The organism is Streptomyces spinosisporus (assembly GCF_022698145.1).
GTDB classification, from domain to species: Bacteria; Actinomycetota; Actinomycetes; order Streptomycetales; family Streptomycetaceae; genus Streptomyces; species Streptomyces spinosisporus.
The window spans coordinates 603,889-624,839 of sequence record NZ_JALDAX010000003.1 but is presented as its reverse complement, the minus strand read 5'-3'; the positions used below and the strand labels follow the sequence as shown (position 1 = coordinate 624,839).

Genomic DNA, 20,951 nt, shown 5'->3' with positions numbered 1-20,951 from the left:
AACTCTGGGGTCAGCGAGCCGTGGCGATCTGCTCGCGGTGCGACTTGCGCGGCAGGCCCGTGTCCGCGGTCAGCTCGCGGATCTTCGCCTGATACGCGCGCACCCGCGCCCGGGCGGCCGTGCGCGCGGCATCGTCCATCGCCGCGTCCTGGCGCCGCTTCCACTTCCGTACCTGCCGCTCCAGGTACCGCTGCTTCTGTGTGTCCTCGAAGGTGCCGCGGGAGGGCTGCGCCTTCGGGATGCGGGAGACACCCGGGAGGTATGCGGACACCGTGTGTCGGCAGTTGGGGTGCAGCAGTCCGGCCGCGCGTGCTTCGGGCAAGCTGCCGGCCACCGTGACGGTCACGGTCCGGTCGTCCTCGGTGGCGTGCTGCACCTGCACCTGCCGGACCCCGGGTGCCCCGGTGCGGGCGAGGATCTTCCGCTCCCACGGGCGACACAGCGGGCACTCCTCGGGCGCCTGCGACACGATCACCAGGTCCACCCCGGCCGCGCCGAGCCGCTCCGTGTGCGCCTCCACGGACGCCCGGGCAACGGCGCTGCGGGTCGCCATCTCGATGTACGACCGCATATCCCACGCCCGCCCGGCGCGGTCGACGAAGCCGGTGACGCCTCGGTTGGCGAACTGGTCGAGTGCGGCCTGTGCCGCCTGCCGCCGGGTCTGCGCGCCCAGCACAGCGGGCGCCGAGGCCCGGCCGATCACGGCACGGTAGACGTCCGTCGACTGGCGCAGGATCCGCGTATACACGGGCCCGGTGTCGTCGATGAGGGACTGCGCGATGCGGTCTACGGCGTGGGAGCCGGCGGGGATCGCGGCCACTGTGGGGGCAATAGCGCCGAGTTCGGCCACGGCCGCCTGTGTGCCGCGGTTGTAGGCCTCGGCCACGGCCTGATGGATCGCCCCGGACGCGTTCGCCTGCAGCGCCACGATCACTTCGTTGATCGCGGACTGGAGCGTGCCGAGTTGGGCCATCTTCAGCTGTGCCCACAGCGGGCTGTCCCAGCCCTCGTTCAGGGCGTCCCGGATCTGCTGGATCAGCACGCCTTGCGCGGCCTCGTACAGGTCGGCGACGGCTGCGGCGAGGTCCTCGGACATGGCCGGAGAGACGGGCACGGGGTCACCTCCCGAGCCACACCACAGCCGCCGTGTTGATCGCGAGGTGAATCGTGTTGTCAGCGATGATCATCAGCCAGACGGCCAGCCACGGTGGCCGGTCTTGGTGATAGCCCGTCCCCGAGCACTCTGACCACGAGTGCCGGTACGTCTTCGGGGCCATCAGGTTCTTCGCCCACACGACGTGTCGGGCCAGCCGGTACCGGTCGATGACGGCGTGCGTGACGACGATGACCACGAGCGCGAGAGGCGACTGAGTGACCAGCACGTACGGCAGGCCGTACGTTACGGCGTGCGCCCATGCTGGCCACCAGCGCTTCGTCTTCTCGTTCGCCATCCAGTCGGACTGGATGAGGTAGTCCCCGGCGAGATGCGCCAGCACGATGCCGAGCCCCGTCACGGAAGTTCGCCGCTCTGCATCGGGTCAGGGACCGACATGCCGTTCTCCTGCTGGATCCGATGGACCTCAGCCTTCACCTGGTCGTCGTCCCACTCCGGGTGCACCCACCGGACCTTCGTGTCGATCGATGCGGCCTGCGCCTGCGACAGCACGTTGACCGTGTTCGCCAACGACAGCGGATCCTCCTGCACCGAGTCCTCGAACTCGATCGTCGGCCGCTGCGGGGTGAGGCCTCCGCCGAACACGTACTGATCCACGGCCAGCAGCGCCTCAACGGCATGCGCCAGCCCGGGTCGCCAGCGCAGGATCTTCTTGCCGCGGGTGGTCATGGAACGCCGCTCGCGCGCGACGACCTCGGTCGCCGTGGCGGCGACGTCACCGCCGAGCCCGAACGTCTGGCCCGAGTAGCCGGCCGAGCGGAGGATCTGGTTCACGAGGTCCTCGGCTGTCGCCTGGTGCTCCTGCACCCTGATCTCGAACTGTGCCACGGTGAGCTGCCCGGCCCCGTCCGCGCGTGCCAGCGAGTTGATACCCGAGTACGCCTCCTGATCAGGGTTCCAGCTCGCTCCCCGACCGGGCCCGTTGGACTGCAGATACTGGTTGGGGACGATGATGCGGCCTTTGCCGAGCCGGATGTCCCGCATCCACGAGGCGTATGTCTCGTCCAGCGAGTCCATGAGTGGCTCGATGCCGTCGAGGTCGGAGCGTCCCCAGTCCTTCAGCTTCGGGTTGCAGCGCCACCGTCGGCTGTTCTGGTTGGGGATGTACGAGACGTCGAGGCCGTCGTAGCCGGTCGGGATCGCACCGTCAGCGTTCACCAGGGGCGCGAACGGCGCGGTTGCCTCGGAGTCCTCCAGGGGGACGGGGCGGCCTAGCTTGTCCTTCGTGCCCTGGTACAGGCCGTGCATGATGACGCCTGGTTCGTGCCGCTGGAGCCAGCGCCAGACCTGGCTGTCCTCCTCGCGGACCACCTTCCAGAACGTGACCGCGGACAGCTTGCCCCACATGAACTCCGGCCACGCCCGGTCCGCGTGCTCGGCTGTGATCCACGGCCGGTCCGACAGCTTCTGGTCGAACACGGGCCGCAGGTACACGCCCCCCAGGGCGGCACCGATCTCGGCAGCGGTCTGGAGGGTGGCCAGCATGCCGTCGTCGGCCAGGAGATCAAGGCGCTTCTGCGTGGTCTCGTCTTCGACGGTGAACTTCGGTGGCTCGCTGAACAGGAGGTCGGCGCTGCCGCCGCAGATGTCGCCGGCGATCGGCACGTGCAGCTTCGTGCGCCGTTCGCCCGGGGCGGTCGGGGTGCCCCACCACCAGCGGGCGATGCGGCCGACCATGCCGTTGCTCATGGTCAGCGCGAGCCGCTTGGGGTCGGGTCCGCCTCCGGTGCTGCCGCCGTAGAGCTGTTCCAACCGGTCGGGGTCGCCAGACCACCAGGTGTCCCAGGTGTGCATGGCGTCGAGGGCGGGCGCGAGGGAGGGTGGAGGCCACGTCATGTCACCTGTCGGCAGGGGCATCGGGCACCTCCTCCTGCTCGTCGTCGTCCTCGCTCGGGTTCTCCAGCACGTCCGCTGCCTCGCGCAGGAACGCGGCCAGCTGCGTGCGCACGCCGGAGAGCGGCACGCCTCCGTCGGCCAGCTGGACGGTGATGTCGCCGAAGCGGGCTTCGATGTGGTCGCCGACGCGGACGTGCACGGGCAACGTGATCTCGGCAGGCATCAGGCGCGCTCCTTCTCCATGAGCAAGCTCGCCATGGACAGCCACGAGCAGGCGAGTTGATCGAGACGCTCCATCAGCGCCAGGTTCGTTTCCATCTCCGCCTGCTCCAGCAGCCGGGCAGCGTTCGCCAAGGCCTGCTCGATGGTGGGCATCAGGCAGCCACCTCCAGATGCGTCGGCAGGTACGGCCGCCAGATCGATTCCGTCGTCCGTACGCCGTAGCGGAGGGCGTCGCAGGAGTGGTCGTTCTCCTTGATCGGCTTGTCGTCGCCGCGCTCGGCTGCCTCGTCATCCCAGGAGTAGCCGGGGATCTCGTCGATCAGGCCCGCAGCGGATTCGTGGATGTACAGGTCCTCCGTCGAGAACAGCGAGGACACGGTGCGGATGCCGTCCAGCACGGTGTTGTCGGCCTGCGTCACACCGAGGACCTTGTCCCGGTGCAGCTGCTCGATGTACGACGACGCGGACGGGTCGACAACCGTCCACTCCGGCTGGACGCCGACCACGCTGGTGCCAGGCTGCGGCACCTTCGCGAGCCACTGCCGGCGGGCCCGCGAGTACTCGGCATCCGTCATCTGCTTCCGCTCGCGGCGGGAGTCGTACCGGTACTCGGAGACGACGTACAGCTTCCGGTCCGCCCCGAGCCCGATCAACAGGTCGGCGTACGGGTTGACGGTGCCGTAGTCGATCGCGTCGCACAGCCACCGGTCCATGCGCGGCAGCGTGGAGACGACGTGCTTCTTGACGTCGAACTGCTCGTAGATCGCGCCCTCGGACTGCACCCAGTGGCCGAGGATGTAGCGGCGGTACCACAGGCCCGTGAAGTTCCGCTTCATCCGGGCCTTGTACTCGTCGGACAGGCCCGGGTTGTCGTCCATGACGAAGTGCCAGACGCGGATGCCGAGCTCGTCGGCTCGGTTCAGCCATTCCTTCTTCGCCCAGTGGCCGGGGTTGTCCGGGTTTGTGGTGGCGAAGATCAGTGCGCCGGGCACGGACATGCGGTCGACGAGGCGCTTGAAGAACTCCTTTGGCAACAGGGTCAGCTCGTCCACGTAGGCGCCGGCCCCGGTCAAGCCTCGGAGTCGGGCTTCGGCCTTCGCATCGTTGGCGGTGATGACTTCGATCTTCTTGCCGAGGATCCACGCCACGCTCGAACCACGCGTGTACGAGACGAGCTTGGCGGTGTGGACGCCGACGATGTTCGGGTCCTGCAACGGGCCGAAGACGTTGCGGGCGACGGTGTCGTAGGTCTTGCCGACGACGACGAGGTCTCCGCCGGCGGGTGCTGTCCAGACGTACATGAGCCAGCGCAGGAGGGAAGCGATGGTCTTGCCGGATCGGACGCTGCCCTCCCACACGTTGAGCCACGCGGTGGAGTGGGCGATGCTCCGTTCCTGCTTGTCGGACAGCCCGAGCTCAGTGGTCGCCATGCTTGGCTCGGAGCTTGTCGAAGAGGCCCACCAGCAGGGAGCCGACCTCGTCTGCGCCGCCCTCCTCCTTCGGTGGGGAGAGCTTCAGGGAGCGGTCGACGGCGGTGGCGACGAGGGACATGTAGGCGCGCTTGTCGCCCGGGGTGGGCTCGTTCGCGGTGTAGGTGTCGAAGTCGTGTTCCTTGCCGCCCCAGTCCCAGTACTCGTGCGGCTGGTTGATCTTCGCGGCCTCGGCTTCGGCGATGTCCTGCAGCTTGATCGCGAACGCTGCGCGCCGCGCGGCGAGGTCGGCCTGGCGGATCTCGGTCGCCTGGCGCACCTCGCCCGCGCGGGCGAAGGACAGCCCGAGGCCCGTCGCGATCTCGCTGATCGTCCGCCCAGAGCGGCCGAGGATCTTCGCGATCTCGTTGCGGCCCTTGCCCTGCGCGTGCAGCTGGCGGACGCGTTCGCGTTCCTTGTCGGTGACCGGCTTGGCGGCGCCCATGCGGGTCACCCCCTGGACATGGCGGAGGCCCGCACAGTGGCGGGCCTCCTCATGCGCCCGAGGGGCGCGAATCAATCTGGTTATGAGTCAGTGTGTCCGGGCACGCCGGACTTGCAGACAGGCTGCCTGACTGTGATCGGAAATGCAACTACACCCGTAGTGTCGCGCCTAGACCTTGCAGAATCCTGAACGCTTCAGCGCCCCGTTGATCTTCGCGCCCTGCGCTTCTGACGTCGTCACGTCCTTGTACGTGAAGCGCTGAGACGCTACCCAGTTAAGCCGATGCGATCCTCCATTGATCGCTGAGCACTGGTTGCGTGCGGCTTCAACGGCCTTGTCCTCGTACCGCACTACGTCCGGGGCGACTGCGGCCAGGGTGGCGAGGAGCCTTCGCCGGTCGGCTCCTGTCGGCTCGGGTGGGATGCCGGCTGCCTTCTGCGCGGCCTTCCGATCTGCCTCGTCCTTGGCCTTGTCGGCGGCGCTCACCGGGCACTTCTGACCAGCGTTCGTGGAGAATTCGGTCCCGCCCGCCTTGAGTCCGGTCGTGGCAGCGCCCATGTTCCCCACTGCCTTCTGCCCGTTGGCCAGGCGGTTGTCGAGGTCCTTTGTGCCACCGGTTGAGCAGTTGATGATGATGGAGTAGCCAGCCTCGTCGGTGAGGTCGTTGGCCACGGCGTCGAAGACGGCACGCAGGTTCTTGGTGGTCTCGACCTCGACCACGACGTTGCGCTTGTGGCCGGTGTCGTCCTGCTCCACGACCTTGTACGGCGGAGCCTTCGTCTCGGGCTTGTCGTTGCTGCCGTCGGCCAGGGCCGCCACGATGACGATCAGGATCAGGAAGGCGAGGCTGCTGAGACAGCCGATCGCCGCGATCTTCCCGCCTGCCTTCTTCGGTGGCTGTGGAGCTGGTGGCGGTGGGCCCCATGCGGGCTGCTGGGGCTGTGCCCAGCCGGGCTGCGGTGGTGGCTGCTGGTAGCTCATGGTCCCCCCTGGACACGGTTGCTGAGGGGGCATCATTGCGCCGGTTGTGGTGATCCTGTGCGGGTGTGGCTGTTCTGTGACGTTCCGGCCCGTCATGACGGGCGTCAGGATGCGCGTCGGCCCGCGGTCACAGGGGGGACGGCGGGCCGTTGGGCGCACAGCAGGAGCCCGGATGCGTCGGTCGCGCAGCGCCAGTGTGCCCAGAACGTCAGGCCTGCGCCAGCACCCACTCGCCACTTTCGTCCTGGATCATGCTCACGCCGCAGCGGCCGCACAGGCCGACACGATGCGGCAGATCCTGGTACGTCGTCGTGTCCTCGGGCTCGTGCTCCAGGCAGGTTCCGGATCGCCGGAGAGCGATGGTGAGCGCGGCCACGGTGCCGGCCTTGGGCGGGATGCCGAGAAGGTCGTGCTCCAGGACGGCGATGAGAGTGGGGTTCGCGCGCGGCCGCGCGGGCGCTGGCTCGGGCGCAGAGCGACGATGCGGCCACTTCATGGTCAGCTCCTGTCGACTTCGGTGGAGACCTTCAATCTCCTTGATCTTGCAGCTGGTGGAGAGTTCGGCGCGTACGGGGTTGTCGCCGGGCACGCCGGCCTTGCGCGCGGCGTCCACGAACTCGGCGAGCTCGTCCAGGGTCAGGTCCTTGTCTTCACCGGTGAAGCGGAGAGCGGCAGGCATGAGGCCAGGATGACGTAACGGGCCCCGCCGCGGGAGGGGTTCGCGGCGGGGCCCGGTCGGGATCAGTGCCCGCAGTGCGGCTTGGTCCACCATCCGCAGATGGCGCAGTACTCATAGCCGAGGGTGGCGCGGAGGCGTCGGATCATCGGTCGCTCACCTCCCCCGGCTGTTGAAGTAGTCCTCAAGGAGGTCGAAGATCCGCAGTCCGGCATCGGTGCGCTCTACACGGATCCCCTCTCCGGGGCCCTCTCCAAGGCCGTTGTTGCTGTTGCTGTTGTCGCCTGACCTGCAACAACAACCCTCGCTATGCGCGTCGGCGACAAGGGGAGGGGCGGCCGGGATGTCGTTCTTGTGGACACCCGGGCCATTCCCGTGTGGGGTGCGCACGGCCTTCCACGTGATGCCGTCGGCGTCGAGGAGACGCTTCACGACCTTCGTGTTCGGCAGCTTCAGGTCACGTTGGAGGCGGGTGAGGAGTACGCCGTTGTCGTCGCCAACGAGGCGGCGCAACGCTGCGCCGACATCCGGCGGCACGGCCTCCTCTGCGGCCTCCGTGGCATCGCTGCGCTTCGCACGCCAGGCCTGCCACTTCTGCACGCCCAGAGTCCCGAGAATCCCGACGATGACGTACGCCACGTTCGGGAAGGCGACCAGCAGACGCCACACGATCAGCGCGAGGACCACGATCACGGCGCCCTTCGCCGCGCGGCTGGGCTCGTCCTCCTCCCCCAGTTCCTCGGCCTGCTCGGCGGGCTCGTCCTCGGCCGGCCGCTTCACAGCAGCCCCATCACGTAGTCGCCGGCCCACGAGACGGACGGGGCGACGATGAGGCCTACGGCGCCCGCGATGCTGGACGCGAGGCCGAGGGCGATCCCGGCGAGGATCTGGCGGACGAAGTCCCAGCGCACGCCCTTCCTGGAGCAGACCGCGAGGACGACGACAGTGATGATGATGATCGCGGCGTGCCCGCCGGGGGTGAGCGCGAGGTGGCTGGCCCTGGTCACGTTCGGGGTTGAGGCGCCGAGGCCGTAGACCAGGACGATGTCGCCGGCGGTGTTCGTGCCCCACAGGGACCAGTCGGCGATGGCGCCGATGATGCCGCCGGCGGACAGGATCAGTAGCGCGCCGTACGCCATGCACAGCAGCTGGGGCAGCAGGTCGCTCAAGGCGCGCAGGGCGAGGCGCTTCTTGTGGCTGTTCCACCAGCGGGTGAAGTCCCAGGCGAACAGGGAGAGTCCGACGGTGACGCCTCCGAGGGAGACCAGGCCGTAGGTCGGGATGTCGAGTGGTGGCAGAGCCATTGCTGGTGCCTCAGTGGAGGATGGCCACGGCGAGCGCGGCGAAGGTCAGGATGAGCGCGCACGTCCCGGAGATCTTGGGGACGTCGCGAGGGACGATGAGCCACAGCCCGGCGAGGGCGAGCGCGGCACAGGCGGCGAAGAACAGGCCGGCTAACACGGCTACGTCCTGGCCGGGTGAGGCGTGCGCGCGTCAATCACCGCGTCGGCCGTGGCGCGCACCGCGGCCCGTACGGCCGCCACATTCTGCGCCGCCGTGTCGGGCCCGTTGTGGACCGAGCGGAGTACCCGAAGTGCCTCGCTCAGTGGCTCGTCCAGGGGCAGCACGAGTGCGTTGTCCGGCACCGCGTCGGCCGCCACAGGGGGCGGCTCGGGTGCGGGCGCATTCTGGAGGTCCCTGCGCACGGTTTCCTTGGAAACGCCCAGCTCACTCGCGATCTCCGGCAGGGTCATGCCGTGGCCGGTGAGGCAGGCGACGATGAGGATGCGGGTGTCACGGGACATGCCGGCCACGAGGCCTCACTCCGTTCAGTGTTGGTGCCGCAGATGCGGCGGGTTTGTGGCGGGCGAGTGGCCGCGGGTGTGGCTCCCGGTGTGGCGGCAGATGTGGCGCGGCCTGGCTGTGCTGGGCGACCACCGAACGGCCGGGCCCGTCCTGGCGCCGCTGCTTTCAGGCCCGCCCCGGCGTGCGGGCGATCACTGCGCCGCCCATCGGGTAGGCGAGTTCCAGCTCGTGGTCGCGGGCGAATTGGCGGGCCACCTGGTCGAGCTCGGCGCGGGCTGTTGCGTCGCTGTCGGCGCTGACCGGGTGCTGGTTGACGAGGTTCTCGTTGTTGTCCCAGACGTGGATGACGTAGCTGGTCATTTCCGGTTCTCTCTCCGTCGAGTTATCAAGGGGCGGTCAGCGGGCGGGCAGGGCGGTCTGCAACGTCCGCTCGGTGTCGGGATCGCGGAGCTTCACCAGCGGGATCTGCAAGGTGTCGTCATCGACGGGCACGGGATCGGCCGCGACCGGCTGAGGCTTCGAGGCGAGCAACCCGCGGTGCGCGCCCGCGTGGCGTCTGCGTCGCGCGTCGGCGCGGCCCTTCTCGTACACGTGCAGCCCACGGGACAGCCCGAGGGGTACGAGCACGAGCTCGTTGATCAACGCCTTCCAGTCGTAGTAGGCGTTGAAGAACTTCAGGACGTAGAACGACGGGTAACAGGCGATGACCTTGAGCGGGTTGATCTTCCGCTTCGCCGTGGCGTAGGCGAGCGCCGGAGCGAGCGTGAGTGCCTCACCGCCGATCCACCATGCGGCCACCGACAGTGCGGAATGCCCGTGCGTCGCCCACCACACGGGCAGCGTGAGCATGACCGGGGACAGGAGGATCTCCGCCACGGACAGGCCCACCCACAGGGCGAGCCACCGTTTGCGGGTGATGAGGCCGCGCGCGTGCTGGCGGACGTTCTGGAAGTAGCCGGACTTCCATCGCCACAGCTGCTTCTTCATGAACTTCGCGTTGATCGGCTCGGCCGCGTAGGCGACCGCGTCGGCGACGTACACGGCGCGGTGTCCTGCGATCTGCTGCGACCAGCTGTAGTCGATGTCCTCGACGATCGTGCGTGCGGGGAAGCCGCCAAACGCGCGGAGCATGTCGGTGCGGAAGGCGGAGCAGCATCCGGAGCAGACGACTGGGGAGCCGTAGGCCTGTTGGACGGGGCGGAACCAGTGGAAGCCGAAGAGGTATTCGATCTGCCTGCCGCGTTCCCACACGGTGTTGGTGAAGCGGGTCATGACGCAGCCGGCCGCGATGGCGACGTTGGCGTCGTCGAAGGGGTCGCGGATGAGGGCGGCGTAGTCGTCGGCGAGGACGGTGTCTGCGTCGACGGGCAGGACGAGATCCGTCGTGCAGTGCGGGAGCGCGTAGTTCTGTGCGCCGGCCTTGGATCCGGTGCCGGGTGCGTCGAGGACGGTGACGCCGTAGGAGGCGGCGACCTCGTGGGTGCGGTCGGTGGATCCGTCGTTGACGACGATGATCTCTTGCGCGGGTTCGGTCTGCCGCAGCAGCGATTCGAGGGTGGCGGGGAGGCCTTCCTCTTCGTTGTAGGCGGGGACGATGAACGTCAGGGTGGGGCGACTGGTCACCGGTTCCTCCTGCCGGAGACCTTGGCGATGATGCCGCTTGCCACGGCGATGACTCCGGTGACGGCGTAGATGACGGTGGAGAAGCCGGTGGTGGCCAGGTTGTACACGTGGGTTCCTGTTCTGGATCGGTGTTGGTGGTGGCCGGGCCCGCAGGGGATGTCGGGCCCGGCCGGTCTGTGGGTCAGGCGGGGATGACGCCTTGCGGGTGCGGGCGCGGCGGCCTGATCGGGAGCGGCTCTTTCGCGCGCTCGTGCTCGCCGGCCATCAGCTGCGCCTCCGGAACACCGCGGCCGTGGCGACCGACACGAGGGCGATCAGCAGGCAGCCGCCGTAGTTGGTCTGCGGCTGGTTGTCGAAGGAGGCGCGGTCCTCCAGCTGGCGGCGTGAGTGACCGCGGCCGTCGTCCTGCGGGCGGTTCCAGGTGCCGCCGAAGGTGTCCGGCATCAGATGCCGCCCTGCTTGCCGGTGCCGCCGCAGGCCTGGCAGCGCACCCAGTGCTGGCGGGTGATGCCACCGCTGCTGGTGTCGATGGTGCGGCCGCCGGCGCCGGAGCATCCGGTGCACGCCTGGGGCTGTGGCTTTGGCTGTTGCTCGGTCACGCGATCCCCCCTTGGGTGTAGCTACACCGCAAGTAGTCCGCGACTCCGGTTGAGTGCGGGTGTAGCTACACCTTAGAGTGGGGTGTAGCTACACCGCAAGCCGCTCCCGTACTTCGCGTGTAGCTACCGATGAGAGGAGCCTGCATTGCCCCCTGTAGCTACACGCCGATACGGTTTGCGCATGCCAAACGCGCCGAAGACCCCTGCTCGCCAGATCCGCATTGGCGATCAGTGGTACGACTTCGACGAGGCGGCGAAGGCGCTTGGTACTGATCGAGCCACCCTGATCCGGGAGTTCATCTCCTGGTTCCTTCGGAAGCCGGGCGCGAAGATGCCGGAGCGGCCGCCGGCGGGTCCGTGGTCCGCGGACAAGGAGCCACCCGTTGAAGAGGCGTCGGATGGATGATCTTGTGCAGTGGCTGCGCGCCCAGCTCGACGAGGACGAGCGGATCGCCCGCGCGGCTGGTGGGACGTGGTGGGCACCGCCGGACCTGCCGGGAGAGGTCTACGATTCCGGTGGCGTGAACATCGACGCCAAGCTGAAGAGCTTCGCGGCCCACATCGCCGAGCATGATCCGGCGCGGGTGCTGCGCGAGATCGACGCCAAGCGGCGGATGTTGGAGCTGCATCACTCCATCGAGCTACCTACCGAGGCGCTGGACGCCTGCGCGGAGTGCGAGGTGACAGGCGCGTACCCGGAGTACCCGTGCCGCACGTTGCGGCTACTTGCCTTGCCGTACAGCGACCGACCCGGCTACCGCGAGGAGTGGCGGCCATAGCCGTACGCACCGCAGGCCCCCGTCTCGACGAGGTGGGGGCCTGCTGTTTGAATCCCTCACGTGACCGGTTCGGCCCGCTTCAAGATCGTGCACAAGGTGTCGGGCGGCGGCGAGGAGTACGCCACCGTCCACCAGCGCGGCTGCACGGTCGACTCGGGCGAGAGGCGCTGGATCGACGCGCACGAAGCGTGGGTGGCACTGTCGGATGGAGTGCCTGGCTGCGCGTACTGCCGGCCGGACGATGTGCTCGGCTTCGACGACGACTGATCCCGGTCACGCCACGTCGCTCGTGTGCCCCGTCCACGTGCGCCCGCAGCCCTTGCACTTCACGGCCGGCACTTGGCCGTCCCCGCCCTCGATGCGCAGCTGCCCGCGGCAGTGCGGGCATGGGCGTTCCAGGACCTGCGTCTTCCGGGCCATCTCCAGGGCTTGTGCGATCTGGTCGGCGGCCCATCGGGCGGCTGTGGCGATGGCGTCCTGGTGCACGCCGGTCAGCTTGGCGAAGGGACCAGGAGCGTTCTCGATCCTGGCGAGGAGCCAGGCCGCGGCGAACGGCGCGGTACGGCGGCGCGGGTCGGTGTAGCTCCACCGTCTGGCGTCGGCCTCGTCCTTGAGGATCAGCGTGCGCAGGGCAAGGGCGACATCGTCTCCGGGGCCGGCCACGCGCACGCTGCCGTTGGCGGGGTCCCGCTGGACGTGGCTGGCGATGATGTCGGCGCTGTCGACCAGGCGCTGGTCGATTGCGGTCATGGTGTCGAGGATGGCGATGCGGAGCGGGGCCGCGGACGCCCCGATCTGGGTGGGGCTGCGCTCGAGCGCGCGCAGCTCCTTCGCGTCCTCGGTGGCCTTGAGGTGGTCGTGGAGGCGGGCGATGCCCATGACGGGGGGCCAAGTGTCGGCCTGACTGGTGGCGAGACTGGCCTGGAGGTCCGGCCAGTGGTTGATGACGGTCTGCAGGTTGTCGGCGGTGGTCATTGCAGCTCCATGGGGTGAGTGGGGCCTACAGTGATCAACGCCTGGGGGCGCGCTCGGTCTGGGGAGACTGGGGAAGCGCGCCCCTTCCGCATGCTCAGCGCCCGGGGCAGGTGGGGCAGAGGACGAGGCCGGCCTGAGTGGGCGGACAGTCGCAGTGGGCCTTCGTGGGCAGGAGGTCGGTGAGGGCCTGGTCCCAGTCGACGAAGCGCACGGCGCGGTCGTCCAGGTAGTGGTTCGCGGCCAGCTTCCGGTTTGTGACCAGCAGCTGGCCGCGAACGTTCCAGAATGGGCCGTCGTGCTCGGTGCGGCAGATGAAGCCGCGCATGCTCAGCCAGTCGGCGACCTGGATCGGGTCGCGGGTGGTGTGCACGAACACCGAGTCGGCCTCCATGAGTTGGCGGAGGCCGTCGAGGGCGCCGGGCATGGGCGGGTCGTAGATCGTCCCGTCTCCCCAGCCCCGGCTGTAGGCGTGGATCACGCCGTCAAAGTCCACAGCGATCGTCACGGGTCAGCCTTCCACCGGGTCGTACGTGGCGGCGAAGATGTCCGGCTTGCACGGGTAGAACTCGCCCTGGACGCCCTTCACGATCCAATCGCCGTACTCGAACTTCACCCACGTGTCGTGGAGTCGGTCGTAGACGGTGAAGTCCCGGTCGACGTCGTCGAGCTCGACCAGCCCGTTCGTGAAGTCGATCAGCTCGCGCATGGACATGTCCTCGGTCCACTGCATGGCTTCGATCTGTACGGGCTTCTTGCGGAACTTGGGCATGGTCACTGCTCCTTGGGCTGGTCGGCGGCCGGGGTCTCGGTCTGGTCGGGCGGGAGGATGGCGGCGTGCAGCTCGGCGAGCCGCGCGTCCCACCAGCGGGCTACGGACGTGCCGAGCGGTGGCGGGCCAGCCTGCACCCAGCGCTCGTACAGGGCGGTGACGCGCTTCAGGTCGGCGTCAGCGCTGCGGGCCAGCTCGCCGAGGAGCTTGGTGGTCGGCAGGATCACGGCCAACACGGCGTCGGCCATCCGTAGCCGCTCGGCGTCGGTGACCTCCGGCATGAACGCCATTTCGCCGCTTTGGGTGGGCCGAATGTCGGCGGTGCGTGCCAGGTGGTCGTGTAGGGCCTTGTCGATTTGGTCGCGCAGTGGTGACGTGGGTGAGCCGATCGGGCATTCGGGGTGCGGGTGGCACTCCTCGCCGTTCTCCTCGTAGCAGAGACCGCAGCCGAGGAGGCGGGGCTCGGTCGCAGGACCTTCGAGCTGTGTGCGGAGGTCGCGGGCGATGGCTGCGTACAGCTCCCGGTCGTCGGTCTTGAGGGCGTTCTCGGCGAAGCATTCGAGCCGGGTCGCGAGGCCTCGCACGCGCTCGATGGCAGCCTCGCCGCTGCGCTCTGTCGTGGCGGGCGGGGCCAGGGTGTGGCTGTCCTGGCGCGCTCCGGTGGCGAGGCGGTCGGCGATGCGGCGTACCTGCTCGGTCAACGCCTCGGCGGCGCGGACGATGGCCTTCGCGTCCGGGCTCAGGTGAGGGCTCACTGGCCACCTCGCGGGGCGCGGATGGCGTCGGCGACCGCCAGGAGCGCGGAGGCGATGGCCAGATTGGACATCGTGGCGAGCACCCGGGTCGCCATAAGCGCGTCGAGGTCGCGTGGGCGCCCGTGCGAGTCGTTGGTGATGGCGTTGAGTTGCTCGTTGGCGTGGTTGATCAAGTGGAGGCTGTGTTCGTACGGCATGCGGCTGGTGGGCGGCTGGCTCATGTGGTCTGGTCCTTTCTGGTGCAGTGGTTGGGGTCGTGTTCGGCGCCGGCGGATGTCCACCAGCGCTCGCAGCACGCGGCCGCGAGGGCGACCGCGACGACGTCGGCCGTGACGTCCGTGAGCGGCGGGCCCTGCGCGGCCGGGGCGGTGTGGGCCGCGCGCTCGGCCCGGGCCGCTTCCCGGAGGCGCGCGTCCTCCAGGGCGCCCTCACGCATGAACGCGACGACCGCCAGGCCGGAGCCGACGGCGAATGCGCCGCACGCCCACAGCGCGTGGTGGTACGCGGCGTAGACCGCGGTGACGGCGAGCCATGCGAACTGGGCGCCGTACGCGAGGTAGAGGGCGCGGGCTATGCGTCTCACGCGGCCTCCCGGTAGTCGTCGCGGCGGCAGCGCCGTCGGGCGTATCGGCGTGCGCGTGCGCGGCCGCGGGCCCACGCGGGGTGTCTGGCGGCTCGTTGGAGGCCGCGGAAGGCGTAGGTGCTGGTGCCGATCGCGGCGTAGATGATCATGGTGCCGAAGACAGCGAAGGCGATCAGCCATCCGGCGAGGGCGTAGCCGAGCGTCCAGATGGTGTCGATCAGTTCGGCGATCACGAGGGGCCTCCGCCCTGCGTCGTCTCGGTGGTGGTCTGGTGGCAGGGGCAGACGTGCCCAGGCTGGGGCGCCCCGGCGGCCAGACGGCGCAGGTGCGCGGCCATGTCGCGGACGGCAGCGCCCTGCAACTCGGTCTCGTGGTCTAGGAAGCCGTGCTCGTCCTGTTCTTGGCGTTCGATCTCGGCTTGCCTGGCCTCGATGGCGTCGGCGGCCTCCAGCAGGACGGCGGCCCGGTCGGCGGGCTCCTGCTCAGCCTCGGCCTTGACCCGCCGCTGCTGCTCTTCCTTCCACGCCTTGCGGTAACCGTCGCGCTCGCGGCCCACGGTCTGGACGTTGCGGACGAGCTGCTCGGCAGTGTCCTCGGCCTCTTCCAACTGCTCGCGCAACCGCTCGACCTCGGCGGCCCGGTCGGCGGGCGGCGTCTTGGGCTCCGGCCTCGATGGCGGCGTGTTCGGCCGGGCCAGCTGCTCCAACTCCCGCAGCGTCAGGGCGCGCAGCACAGGCAGCACCGCGTCGGCGAGGTCATCGGCCTCGTTCATGTTGAGGATGATCGGCTCACCGCGCTGTGCCATGGCGATGGCGTTCGGTCCGAGGCGGAGGCGCACGGTGCGCGCGGCCTCGGCGATGCGGTCGCGGATGGCAGCCTGGGCCGTGAGGTCGGCGCGGAACTCTTCGATGATCTTCCGGTCGCCGTCGGTGAGTTGGGCGTTCGGGTTGTTGCCGCAGCGTGGGCCGATGGTGGGTTCAGGCATGGGTGCTCCTGGTGGGATGGTGGGGTGGCGGCCGCCCGGGCTCCCTCCGGGCGGCCGGTTCGATCAGCTGTTGCGGCAGGGGCAGTTGGGGTCGCAGTCGTCGCCTTCGTCCTTGAGCTCGCCGAGCTCGCGGCGCGCCTTGTCGAGTGCGGTGCGGGTGTCGGCGAGGTCGATCGCCATCCGCGCGTACTCGCCGGCCGCGTGGTGGACGCGCGCCGTACCGACGCGGATCACGTCCTCGGCGAGCATCACCTCGGCGCGGTGGTATCCGGTGAGCAGGAGGTCGAGGGACTCGGCGCTGCTGGAGAGTCCCGTCTCGGGGTCGTCGATGATGACGGCTTGGCCGTTGGGGAACACGGCGCCGTCGAGGGTGCGCTTGCCCTGGACGATGCGGAAGGGGCGTGCCCAGGTGTCGGAGGCCTGCCACCAGTCGGCGTGCTGGTCCTGGCGGCAGATGGCGCACAGGCCGTTGTGCCGGGTGGTGGACTCGCAGCGTCGGCATTCCGTGGTGGGGAACCGCGGCGGGGCCTCGCCACGGTGCGCAGCGATGCACAGCGGGCACAGACCGGCCGGCAGCGGGCCGTCGAGCTCGTCGGTGTAGGTGATCGGCTCGGTGGGGACAACGGTCATCCGCTCGCACCTGGTGAGGACGAGCGAGCCCGGGGCGGGATCGCCGACCAGCTCGGGGGCGAAGACGGGGAACAGGTGCCGGTAGAGCGGATCGGCGTCCGCGTACGGCGAGTAGGGGTTCGGCAGGACGAAGGTCGGCTCAGGCACTGTGGGCCTCCCGCATGGCGTCGGTCGACGAGGTGTCCGCGGTGAGGCCTTCGAGGGCCAGGAGCCGGACGTGGTTCCGCATGCGCTCGTACTTCTGCTCCGTGCCGTGCCCGTCCCACTGCGCGCGCGGATCGGTCACGTCGACGACGGTGACGTGCCGGAACAGGTCCGCGTCGCGCGGGTGGATGTGCCAGGACATTTGCCAGCCGCCGGCGACGAGGTACAGGAGCTGCCAGCCGTCCTCGTCGACATCCGGGGACTGGGTGATCACGGTGCTGGAGGGGTGGAGGGCGGCGAGCCAGGAGAGGAGCTGTGCCCGCTCGCGGTACGCGCCGTCACGCTCCTTCGCGAAGGAGTCCGCGTGCTCCTTCCAGCGCTCGGCCTCCTCGCGCGCGGCCGCGGTGCCTTGACGGATGCCGGCGGCGAGGGCCTCGGAGAGGGTGGCGGGGATGCCTGTCGGCTTGGCGACGGGCGTGGGCCTGCGGCGGAGCAGGCGCGCGAACCAGGGGCGAACCGGTTCGGGGTTCTGGTTCCTGCGGGGCTTGTTGTCGGTCATGGACATGGCTCCGGTGGTTGGCCGGAGGTGGGTCCCTCGGGGGTTCCCTGTCCTCGGTGGTTACTGGTGTGGTGCGGGGAGTGCGTCGAGTGCGTCGCCGATGTCGTTGGCGAGCCAGCGCCAGCGGAGGGCTTGTTCTGGCGCGGTGTGTTCGCGGGTTTCGGCGGCTGCGATGAGGGCTTCGACGATTTCTGCGGCGTCGTCTGTGCCGCCGGGGAGTCGGAGGATGGCGGCCATTGGTTCAGCTCCCTTCTGGTGGGGTGGGTGCTGCTTGGGGTGCCGGGTGGGGCACGTGGTGGTGGTCGGCGTGGGTGCAGCTGGTGAGGAGTGCTGCGGCGATGAGCGCGGCTGCGAGGGTTCTCATCAGAAGGGCGGTTCGTTGCTGTAGCCGTTGGCCTGGTCGACGGCCCACGGGTCGTCTTGCGGGGGCGGTCCGTTGCGACGCTGTGCCTGGCCTTGGGGGCGCTGCTGGGTGCGCTGTCCGCCTTGGTTGCCTTGCTGGCCCATGGCGTCCTTGGAGACCTGTGCGACGGCGTACGCGAGGTTGGGCGCGATGCTCCGGATCAGCAGGGCCGGCCGCTCGTGCTTCTGGCCGTCCTTCTCCCATCGCTCGGTGCGGAGTTCGCCGGTGACGAGGACCTCCATGCCCTTGGCGAGGGTCTCGGCGACGTTCTCGGCGAGGCGCTCCCAGGCGGTGCCGCGGACGAAGAATGTGTCGCCGTCCTCCCACTCGTTGGTCTGCTTGTTGAGGCGGCGGGAGTTGAAGGCGAGCGTGACGCTGACGACTGCCTTCTGGGACTGGGTGAAGCGCAGCTCCGGGTCCCCGGTGAGGCGTCCGACGCCAGTGATGGTGGGAAGCAAGATCAGTTCTCCTTGGGTAGTTCGGGCTGGTACGGGATTGCGGTCTGTCCGGGTGGGACGTCGGGCGTCGTGGCGGGCTTCGTCGAGCCGCGCCGGCGGGGTCTGGCGAGCGGGATGAGTCCGCGTCTGCGTCCGCATACGGGTCCGTAGCCGCGGGCCTTGGACTCCGGCGTGGTGAGGAGCTGCGGGCAGTAGCGGCACTTCATCGGCGCTTCTTTCGGCGGTGCTCGTCGAGGCTGGTCACGCCGACGGGCAAGGCCAGTTGCTGGATGCGGGCGGGGCAGGTGGCGACGTGCGGCATGTGGAGTCGCTCCCAGCCGCAGAGGGGGAGTTCGTCGGTGGGGCGGCGGGATCGGAGGGTTCCGGTGCCGTCGCGCCAGATGGCGGCGTTGCCGGCGGGGTCGGGTGTGGGGTCGACTGCGAGGTGTTTCCCGGCCTCGGTGAGGGTCCAGAGGATGGGCTGCTGGCAGTCGTGGCATGTGGAGTGTCGGGTCATGGCGTGGTGGTGGTCGGGGTGTTGGCGGCGAGGGTGCGGGCCTGGTGGACGTCGGGGGTGAGGGTGCAGGGCTGGTTGGGTGCGGCCTGGCAGATGCGCTCAGGGCACCGGGTTGACATGACCCTGATCCATTCGGTCAGTCGAGCGGAGTGCACGTCACGGCGCCGGTCCTCCGTGCCGCGCTGGTTCGTACACAGGGCGCCCGGGCGCGCGCGGCACCAGGTGCACTGCACGGCCATCGCGGCGAATCGGTACGGGCCTCGTCGGCGGACTGGTGTCGTCATGACGCCTCGGCCTCCTGCTCCTGGTCGTCGCGGGCGAGAGCGGCGGCGCTGGCTGCCTTGATGCGGGCCTCGTCCTGGTCGTGGTCGAGCAGGGGGAGGCCGGCGGCCGCGCGCTTGGTGTCTTCGAGGCGGACGGGGTGGACGTCTCGGCGGCGCTGGCCGTTGGTGGTGCAGCTGCTGCCGGGGGTGGCTCCGCAGCGTCGGCAGCCGCGGCCGCGAGGGTCCTGCGAGGTGTCGCGGTCGGCGGGCATCTTGCCGATGGCGGCTCGGGCTGCGGCTGCACGCCCGGCGTACGGGCCAGGATCGGCGCCTGGGGGCAGTGCGGGGCGTTCGGCGGTGCCGAGGGACCCGGCGATGCTGCTGGGGCCTGTGAGGCCGTCTCCAGCGGCTCGGATGATCTCCCGGAGGTTCTCGGCGGACTCGGCGCCGGTCTCCAGCGGGTTGCCGTCGTACACGATGTTCGCCAGCTCGATGCGTTCGGCTCGGCGGGCCTTGATCTCGGTGATGATCTCGGCGGGGGCGATGAAGGCCTGGCGGGCGGCGACGGTGACGACCGCGGCCCGGGCCTCGTCGAGGGCGTAGGGGGCGAGGACGTCGCCCCAGACGTCGGGGGTGTGTTCGTTGAAGCGCTGCTGAGGGCACAGCTGGTGGACGTAGGCGCAGAGGGCGGTGGCCTCCTGGCTGTTCATGTGCTGCCTCCTTCTGCGGCTGCGGCTTCGTCGCGGGCCTTGGCGCGGGCCATGGCGCGGTCGAAGAGGTTGGTGCCGGTGGCGGGGTCGTAGCCCGGGCCGGTGGACCGGTTGGGTGCGGCGGTCTGCTGGCGTTGGGCGGCGAGGCGGAGCTGGTCGTACTTCTCGCGGAGCTTCGGCATCGAGAGGACGTTGGCGCGCCAGAAGGTGTCGGCCTGGCACCAGGCGATGGCGGTGAGGACCTGGTCCGGGGTGCGGCCGTCTTTGTCGATCAGTAGGCGGGCTTCGCGGCGCCAGGCTTTGGTGATGGTGGGCCGGCGGGAGCCGTTCGCTTCGATGGCGTCGGCGAGGGCGAGGCAGACCTGTTCCACGTCTTCGCGGTTGGGGGTCTCGTCGGGGATCTCTGATCCCGGACGTTCTCCTCCTTCCTCGTAAGAGGAAGGAGTATTGGGGTTGGGGTTGGGAGCATCCGTTACCGGCCCGTTAGTAGCGTCGTGAGTAACGGCGTTACTGGTGGCGTTACTTGGGTCGTCGGTAACGCCGTTACCTGGCTCGTTACTTGGGTCGTCACGGCGGGGAGCGGGAGGCTTCTGCGCCTGCTTGCGGCGCTCCTTGAATGCTCTCTGACGTGCAGCGTTCTTGTCGCGCTCGGCATGGATCTGGTCGGCCGACTTCTGGTAGTCGAGGTAGTCGTGGATCAGGTAGCCGTCTGGGTGCTCGCTCCACAGCCCTGCGGCGACAAGTGTGCTGATCGTGTTGCTGCGGAGGACGGTGGCGGCGAGTGCGTGATCCATCGTGTTAGAGCCCGGATTACCACCTCCGTTAGTAACGCCGTTACCTACCGCGTTACTGGCATCGGCGATGGCGTCCACCACGTCCTCGAAGTCGAGGAGCCGCCGGGCCACGGCGCGCGGTACGACACCGTCCGTGAGGTTCCTGTTGGACCAGGCCAGCGAGGAGGTCCACAGCGCAACCCCCAGCGCGCCCACCCGCTGGAACTTCGGGTGGTCGTAGAAGTCGTCTGACAAGCGGACCCAGGCCATTCGGTGGCGCCTCTCTCGTGGATCTAGTGGTGGCCGGTGGCCTGGCGGGCGCGGATGTCGACCGCCAGGCCACCGGGGCTCATCGGGATGCCGGGACCTTCGTCGACCCCGTGGCGCGATACGCCACGCCGCTCGCGGCGTTCGCGGCCCGGCACGCGTCGTCGATCGGCTCCTTCTTCCGCACGTGCCGGTCGTAGGCGGCCTTCGTGCCGCACGCCGCCAGCTGGCGGCCGGAACCAGCCGGCTTCGTCCTCGCCTTCGTGGGCTGCGGAGCGCGCCGCCGGGCGACCTTCGCGCGCTGGGCGCCGGTCAGGCCGGCGAAGATCCCGGCGCGCAGGCTGTCGGGCGTCCCCGACTCGCGGGCGAGGATCGCCTCCAGGCACTCCTCACGGACCGGGCATTCGTCCCGGCAGATCCTGCGGGCCTTCGTCCAGGTGGTCTGCGAGAACCAGATCTCCGGGTCCTGGCCGAGGCAGGCGGCCTTGCTCTCCCACTCTCGATCCATGACGGGGCCTCCGTACGGTCTGTGATCAAACGAATTTCTGCTGGTGGCGGGTACGCGGCAGGC

The 20,951-nt window shown here is 69.4% G+C and carries 38 protein-coding genes; 3 read left to right on the top strand and 35 right to left on the bottom strand.

The window, feature by feature from the left end; translation table 11 throughout:
- Positions 1 to 10: 10 nt before the first annotated feature.
- The 17 genes from MQN93_RS11170 to MQN93_RS11090 form a co-directional block, all read right to left on the bottom strand.
- The gene (locus MQN93_RS11170; RefSeq protein WP_242709353.1) at positions 11 to 1,114 is read right to left on the bottom strand and encodes a phage minor capsid protein; all 1,104 of its coding nucleotides are present in this window, start codon (positions 1,112 to 1,114) and stop codon (positions 11 to 13) included.
- 4 nt (positions 1,115 to 1,118) lie between these two features.
- Positions 1,119 to 1,514: a DUF3307 domain-containing protein gene (locus MQN93_RS11165; RefSeq protein ID WP_242709352.1), complete on the bottom strand. Its 396-nt coding sequence runs from the start codon at positions 1,512 to 1,514 to the stop codon at positions 1,119 to 1,121.
- A complete protein-coding gene (locus MQN93_RS11160) occupies positions 1,511 to 3,010 on the bottom strand; it encodes a phage portal protein (RefSeq protein ID WP_242709351.1) in 1,500 nt (499 codons plus the stop codon). The genes MQN93_RS11165 and MQN93_RS11160 overlap by 4 nt, the downstream gene beginning before the upstream one ends.
- 1 nt (position 3,011) lies before the next feature.
- Complete coding sequence (locus MQN93_RS11155; protein WP_242709350.1) at positions 3,012 to 3,233, bottom strand: hypothetical protein; 222 nt, start codon at positions 3,231 to 3,233, stop codon at positions 3,012 to 3,014.
- Positions 3,233 to 3,385, bottom strand: a complete 153-nt coding sequence (locus MQN93_RS11150) for a hypothetical protein (RefSeq protein ID WP_242709349.1) — start codon at positions 3,383 to 3,385, stop codon at positions 3,233 to 3,235. The genes MQN93_RS11155 and MQN93_RS11150 overlap by 1 nt, the downstream gene beginning before the upstream one ends.
- Complete coding sequence (locus MQN93_RS11145; protein ID WP_242709348.1) at positions 3,385 to 4,662, bottom strand: PBSX family phage terminase large subunit; 1,278 nt, start codon at positions 4,660 to 4,662, stop codon at positions 3,385 to 3,387. The genes MQN93_RS11150 and MQN93_RS11145 overlap by 1 nt, the downstream gene beginning before the upstream one ends.
- Positions 4,649 to 5,146 carry a helix-turn-helix domain-containing protein gene (locus MQN93_RS11140; RefSeq protein WP_242709347.1) on the bottom strand — a complete coding sequence of 166 codons (498 nt, stop codon included), beginning with the start codon at positions 5,144 to 5,146 and terminating at the stop codon, positions 4,649 to 4,651. Before MQN93_RS11140 ends, MQN93_RS11145 begins: the two co-directional genes overlap by 14 nt.
- A 168-nt stretch (positions 5,147 to 5,314) precedes the next feature.
- Complete coding sequence (locus MQN93_RS11135) at positions 5,315 to 6,127, bottom strand: hypothetical protein (protein WP_242709346.1); 813 nt, start codon at positions 6,125 to 6,127, stop codon at positions 5,315 to 5,317.
- A 208-nt stretch (positions 6,128 to 6,335) separates the two neighbouring features.
- Positions 6,336 to 6,806, bottom strand: coding sequence for a hypothetical protein (locus MQN93_RS11130; protein ID WP_242709345.1), 471 nt, complete (start codon positions 6,804 to 6,806; stop codon positions 6,336 to 6,338).
- 153 nt (positions 6,807 to 6,959) lie between these two features.
- Positions 6,960 to 7,583, bottom strand: coding sequence for a hypothetical protein (locus MQN93_RS11125; RefSeq protein ID WP_242709344.1), 624 nt, complete (start codon positions 7,581 to 7,583; stop codon positions 6,960 to 6,962).
- A complete protein-coding gene (locus MQN93_RS11120; RefSeq protein WP_242709343.1) occupies positions 7,580 to 8,107 on the bottom strand; it encodes a hypothetical protein in 528 nt (175 codons plus the stop codon). Before MQN93_RS11120 ends, MQN93_RS11125 begins: the two co-directional genes overlap by 4 nt.
- A 10-nt stretch (positions 8,108 to 8,117) precedes the next feature.
- Positions 8,118 to 8,264, bottom strand: coding sequence for a hypothetical protein (locus MQN93_RS11115; protein ID WP_242709342.1), 147 nt, complete (start codon positions 8,262 to 8,264; stop codon positions 8,118 to 8,120).
- A 2-nt stretch (positions 8,265 to 8,266) separates the two neighbouring features.
- Complete coding sequence (locus MQN93_RS11110; RefSeq protein ID WP_242709341.1) at positions 8,267 to 8,608, bottom strand: sigma factor-like helix-turn-helix DNA-binding protein; 342 nt, start codon at positions 8,606 to 8,608, stop codon at positions 8,267 to 8,269.
- Between the two features lie 166 nt (positions 8,609 to 8,774).
- Entirely contained in the window at positions 8,775 to 8,969 is a 195-nt protein-coding gene (locus MQN93_RS11105) for a hypothetical protein (protein ID WP_242709340.1), read from the bottom strand.
- A 36-nt stretch (positions 8,970 to 9,005) separates the two neighbouring features.
- Positions 9,006 to 10,232 (bottom strand): glycosyltransferase family 2 protein, encoded by a 1,227-nt coding sequence (locus MQN93_RS11100; RefSeq protein ID WP_242709339.1) that lies wholly within the window; start codon positions 10,230 to 10,232, stop codon positions 9,006 to 9,008.
- A 264-nt stretch (positions 10,233 to 10,496) separates the two neighbouring features.
- On the bottom strand, positions 10,497 to 10,676 hold the full coding sequence (locus MQN93_RS11095) for a hypothetical protein (protein WP_242709338.1): 180 nt from the start codon (positions 10,674 to 10,676) through the stop codon (positions 10,497 to 10,499).
- Entirely contained in the window at positions 10,676 to 10,831 is a 156-nt protein-coding gene (locus tag MQN93_RS11090) for a hypothetical protein (RefSeq protein ID WP_242709337.1), read from the bottom strand. Before MQN93_RS11090 ends, MQN93_RS11095 begins: the two co-directional genes overlap by 1 nt.
- Before the next feature lie 181 nt (positions 10,832 to 11,012).
- Here MQN93_RS11090 and MQN93_RS11085 point away from each other — a divergent pair, with 181 nt between their 5' ends.
- Genes MQN93_RS11085 through MQN93_RS11075 form a run of 3 tightly spaced genes read left to right on the top strand, consistent with a single transcriptional unit; the run spans position 11,013 to position 11,877 of the window.
- On the top strand, positions 11,013 to 11,237 hold the full coding sequence (locus tag MQN93_RS11085) for a hypothetical protein (RefSeq protein ID WP_242709336.1): 225 nt from the start codon (positions 11,013 to 11,015) through the stop codon (positions 11,235 to 11,237).
- Complete coding sequence (locus MQN93_RS11080; protein WP_242709335.1) at positions 11,230 to 11,610, top strand: DUF6221 family protein; 381 nt, start codon at positions 11,230 to 11,232, stop codon at positions 11,608 to 11,610. Before MQN93_RS11085 ends, MQN93_RS11080 begins: the two co-directional genes overlap by 8 nt.
- Before the next feature lie 60 nt (positions 11,611 to 11,670).
- On the top strand, positions 11,671 to 11,877 hold the full coding sequence (locus tag MQN93_RS11075) for a DUF6233 domain-containing protein (protein ID WP_242709334.1): 207 nt from the start codon (positions 11,671 to 11,673) through the stop codon (positions 11,875 to 11,877).
- A 6-nt stretch (positions 11,878 to 11,883) separates the two neighbouring features.
- Here MQN93_RS11075 and MQN93_RS11070 read toward each other — a convergent pair whose 3' ends face one another.
- From MQN93_RS11070 to MQN93_RS10985, 18 genes are all read right to left on the bottom strand, one after another.
- Positions 11,884 to 12,585 carry a zinc ribbon domain-containing protein gene (locus MQN93_RS11070; protein WP_242709333.1) on the bottom strand — a complete coding sequence of 234 codons (702 nt, stop codon included), beginning with the start codon at positions 12,583 to 12,585 and terminating at the stop codon, positions 11,884 to 11,886.
- Positions 12,586 to 12,679: 94 nt separating this feature from the next.
- On the bottom strand, positions 12,680 to 13,090 hold the full coding sequence (locus MQN93_RS11065) for a hypothetical protein (RefSeq protein ID WP_242709332.1): 411 nt from the start codon (positions 13,088 to 13,090) through the stop codon (positions 12,680 to 12,682).
- Positions 13,091 to 13,093: 3 nt separating this feature from the next.
- Positions 13,094 to 13,354 carry a penta-EF hand family protein gene (locus MQN93_RS11060; protein WP_242709331.1) on the bottom strand — a complete coding sequence of 87 codons (261 nt, stop codon included), beginning with the start codon at positions 13,352 to 13,354 and terminating at the stop codon, positions 13,094 to 13,096.
- Positions 13,355 to 13,356: 2 nt separating this feature from the next.
- Complete coding sequence (locus tag MQN93_RS11055; RefSeq protein ID WP_242709330.1) at positions 13,357 to 14,109, bottom strand: hypothetical protein; 753 nt, start codon at positions 14,107 to 14,109, stop codon at positions 13,357 to 13,359.
- Complete coding sequence (locus MQN93_RS11050; RefSeq protein WP_242709329.1) at positions 14,106 to 14,330, bottom strand: hypothetical protein; 225 nt, start codon at positions 14,328 to 14,330, stop codon at positions 14,106 to 14,108. The genes MQN93_RS11055 and MQN93_RS11050 overlap by 4 nt, the downstream gene beginning before the upstream one ends.
- Positions 14,327 to 14,692, bottom strand: a complete 366-nt coding sequence (locus tag MQN93_RS11045) for a hypothetical protein (protein WP_242709328.1) — start codon at positions 14,690 to 14,692, stop codon at positions 14,327 to 14,329. The genes MQN93_RS11050 and MQN93_RS11045 overlap by 4 nt, the downstream gene beginning before the upstream one ends.
- Positions 14,689 to 14,925 carry a hypothetical protein gene (locus MQN93_RS11040; RefSeq protein WP_242709327.1) on the bottom strand — a complete coding sequence of 79 codons (237 nt, stop codon included), beginning with the start codon at positions 14,923 to 14,925 and terminating at the stop codon, positions 14,689 to 14,691. Before MQN93_RS11040 ends, MQN93_RS11045 begins: the two co-directional genes overlap by 4 nt.
- The gene (locus tag MQN93_RS11035; RefSeq protein WP_242709326.1) at positions 14,922 to 15,677 is read right to left on the bottom strand and encodes a flagellar biosynthesis protein FlhF; all 756 of its coding nucleotides are present in this window, start codon (positions 15,675 to 15,677) and stop codon (positions 14,922 to 14,924) included. The genes MQN93_RS11040 and MQN93_RS11035 overlap by 4 nt, the downstream gene beginning before the upstream one ends.
- Positions 15,678 to 15,740: 63 nt before the next feature.
- Positions 15,741 to 16,454 carry a hypothetical protein gene (locus tag MQN93_RS11030; protein WP_242709325.1) on the bottom strand — a complete coding sequence of 238 codons (714 nt, stop codon included), beginning with the start codon at positions 16,452 to 16,454 and terminating at the stop codon, positions 15,741 to 15,743.
- Positions 16,447 to 17,010 (bottom strand): WDGH domain-containing protein, encoded by a 564-nt coding sequence (locus MQN93_RS11025; RefSeq protein WP_242709324.1) that lies wholly within the window; start codon positions 17,008 to 17,010, stop codon positions 16,447 to 16,449. Before MQN93_RS11025 ends, MQN93_RS11030 begins: the two co-directional genes overlap by 8 nt.
- A gap of 60 nt (positions 17,011 to 17,070) precedes the next feature.
- Positions 17,071 to 17,247 carry a hypothetical protein gene (locus MQN93_RS11020; RefSeq protein WP_242709323.1) on the bottom strand — a complete coding sequence of 59 codons (177 nt, stop codon included), beginning with the start codon at positions 17,245 to 17,247 and terminating at the stop codon, positions 17,071 to 17,073.
- A gap of 126 nt (positions 17,248 to 17,373) precedes the next feature.
- Positions 17,374 to 17,871, bottom strand: a complete 498-nt coding sequence (gene ssb, locus MQN93_RS11015) for a single-stranded DNA-binding protein (RefSeq protein ID WP_242709322.1) — start codon at positions 17,869 to 17,871, stop codon at positions 17,374 to 17,376.
- A gap of 2 nt (positions 17,872 to 17,873) precedes the next feature.
- Positions 17,874 to 18,077, bottom strand: coding sequence for a DUF6011 domain-containing protein (locus MQN93_RS11010; protein WP_242709321.1), 204 nt, complete (start codon positions 18,075 to 18,077; stop codon positions 17,874 to 17,876).
- On the bottom strand, positions 18,074 to 18,367 hold the full coding sequence (locus tag MQN93_RS11005; RefSeq protein ID WP_242709320.1) for a hypothetical protein: 294 nt from the start codon (positions 18,365 to 18,367) through the stop codon (positions 18,074 to 18,076). Before MQN93_RS11005 ends, MQN93_RS11010 begins: the two co-directional genes overlap by 4 nt.
- On the bottom strand, positions 18,364 to 18,651 hold the full coding sequence (locus MQN93_RS11000) for a zinc finger domain-containing protein (RefSeq protein WP_242709319.1): 288 nt from the start codon (positions 18,649 to 18,651) through the stop codon (positions 18,364 to 18,366). Before MQN93_RS11000 ends, MQN93_RS11005 begins: the two co-directional genes overlap by 4 nt.
- Complete coding sequence (locus tag MQN93_RS10995) at positions 18,648 to 19,340, bottom strand: zinc finger domain-containing protein (protein WP_242709318.1); 693 nt, start codon at positions 19,338 to 19,340, stop codon at positions 18,648 to 18,650. The genes MQN93_RS11000 and MQN93_RS10995 overlap by 4 nt, the downstream gene beginning before the upstream one ends.
- The gene (locus tag MQN93_RS10990) at positions 19,337 to 20,383 is read right to left on the bottom strand and encodes a phage replication protein O (protein ID WP_242709317.1); all 1,047 of its coding nucleotides are present in this window, start codon (positions 20,381 to 20,383) and stop codon (positions 19,337 to 19,339) included. The genes MQN93_RS10995 and MQN93_RS10990 overlap by 4 nt, the downstream gene beginning before the upstream one ends.
- Before the next feature lie 79 nt (positions 20,384 to 20,462).
- Positions 20,463 to 20,888 (bottom strand): WhiB family transcriptional regulator, encoded by a 426-nt coding sequence (locus MQN93_RS10985; RefSeq protein ID WP_242709316.1) that lies wholly within the window; start codon positions 20,886 to 20,888, stop codon positions 20,463 to 20,465.
- Between the last annotated feature and the right edge of the window lie 63 nt (positions 20,889 to 20,951).

Excerpts from the sequence above, each read along its gene's own strand:
- MQN93_RS10995 (WP_242709318.1), bottom strand. The coding sequence starts at position 19,340 with ATGAACAGCCAGGAGGCCACCGCCCTCTGCGCCTACGTCCACCAGCTG.
- MQN93_RS11005 (WP_242709320.1), bottom strand. The coding sequence starts at position 18,367 with ATGACCCGACACTCCACATGCCACGACTGCCAGCAGCCCATCCTCTGG.
- MQN93_RS11150 (WP_242709349.1), bottom strand. The coding sequence starts at position 3,385 with ATGCCCACCATCGAGCAGGCCTTGGCGAACGCTGCCCGGCTGCTGGAG.
- MQN93_RS11110 (WP_242709341.1), bottom strand. The coding sequence starts at position 8,608 with ATGTCCCGTGACACCCGCATCCTCATCGTCGCCTGCCTCACCGGCCAC.
- MQN93_RS11155 (WP_242709350.1), bottom strand. The coding sequence starts at position 3,233 with ATGCCTGCCGAGATCACGTTGCCCGTGCACGTCCGCGTCGGCGACCAC.
- MQN93_RS11000 (WP_242709319.1), bottom strand. The coding sequence starts at position 18,651 with ATGACGACACCAGTCCGCCGACGAGGCCCGTACCGATTCGCCGCGATG.
- MQN93_RS11120 (WP_242709343.1), bottom strand. The coding sequence starts at position 8,107 with ATGGCTCTGCCACCACTCGACATCCCGACCTACGGCCTGGTCTCCCTC.
- MQN93_RS11060 (WP_242709331.1), bottom strand. The coding sequence starts at position 13,354 with ATGCCCAAGTTCCGCAAGAAGCCCGTACAGATCGAAGCCATGCAGTGG.
- MQN93_RS10990 (WP_242709317.1), bottom strand. The coding sequence starts at position 20,383 with ATGGCCTGGGTCCGCTTGTCAGACGACTTCTACGACCACCCGAAGTTC.
- MQN93_RS11025 (WP_242709324.1), bottom strand. The coding sequence starts at position 17,010 with ATGACCGACAACAAGCCCCGCAGGAACCAGAACCCCGAACCGGTTCGC.
- MQN93_RS11020 (WP_242709323.1), bottom strand. The coding sequence starts at position 17,247 with ATGGCCGCCATCCTCCGACTCCCCGGCGGCACAGACGACGCCGCAGAA.
- MQN93_RS11135 (WP_242709346.1), bottom strand. The coding sequence starts at position 6,127 with ATGAGCTACCAGCAGCCACCACCGCAGCCCGGCTGGGCACAGCCCCAG.
- MQN93_RS11130 (WP_242709345.1), bottom strand. The coding sequence starts at position 6,806 with ATGCCTGCCGCTCTCCGCTTCACCGGTGAAGACAAGGACCTGACCCTG.
- MQN93_RS11095 (WP_242709338.1), bottom strand. The coding sequence starts at position 10,676 with ATGCCGGACACCTTCGGCGGCACCTGGAACCGCCCGCAGGACGACGGC.
- MQN93_RS11105 (WP_242709340.1), bottom strand. The coding sequence starts at position 8,969 with ATGACCAGCTACGTCATCCACGTCTGGGACAACAACGAGAACCTCGTC.
- MQN93_RS11140 (WP_242709347.1), bottom strand. The coding sequence starts at position 5,146 with ATGGGCGCCGCCAAGCCGGTCACCGACAAGGAACGCGAACGCGTCCGC.
- MQN93_RS11080 (WP_242709335.1), top strand. The coding sequence starts at position 11,230 with ATGGATGATCTTGTGCAGTGGCTGCGCGCCCAGCTCGACGAGGACGAG.
- MQN93_RS11050 (WP_242709329.1), bottom strand. The coding sequence starts at position 14,330 with ATGAGCCAGCCGCCCACCAGCCGCATGCCGTACGAACACAGCCTCCAC.
- MQN93_RS10985 (WP_242709316.1), bottom strand. The coding sequence starts at position 20,888 with ATGGATCGAGAGTGGGAGAGCAAGGCCGCCTGCCTCGGCCAGGACCCG.
- MQN93_RS11070 (WP_242709333.1), bottom strand. The coding sequence starts at position 12,585 with ATGACCACCGCCGACAACCTGCAGACCGTCATCAACCACTGGCCGGAC.
- MQN93_RS11160 (WP_242709351.1), bottom strand. The coding sequence starts at position 3,010 with ATGACGTGGCCTCCACCCTCCCTCGCGCCCGCCCTCGACGCCATGCAC.
- MQN93_RS11085 (WP_242709336.1), top strand. The coding sequence starts at position 11,013 with ATGCCAAACGCGCCGAAGACCCCTGCTCGCCAGATCCGCATTGGCGAT.
- MQN93_RS11010 (WP_242709321.1), bottom strand. The coding sequence starts at position 18,077 with ATGAAGTGCCGCTACTGCCCGCAGCTCCTCACCACGCCGGAGTCCAAG.
- MQN93_RS11035 (WP_242709326.1), bottom strand. The coding sequence starts at position 15,677 with ATGCCTGAACCCACCATCGGCCCACGCTGCGGCAACAACCCGAACGCC.
- MQN93_RS11145 (WP_242709348.1), bottom strand. The coding sequence starts at position 4,662 with ATGGCGACCACTGAGCTCGGGCTGTCCGACAAGCAGGAACGGAGCATC.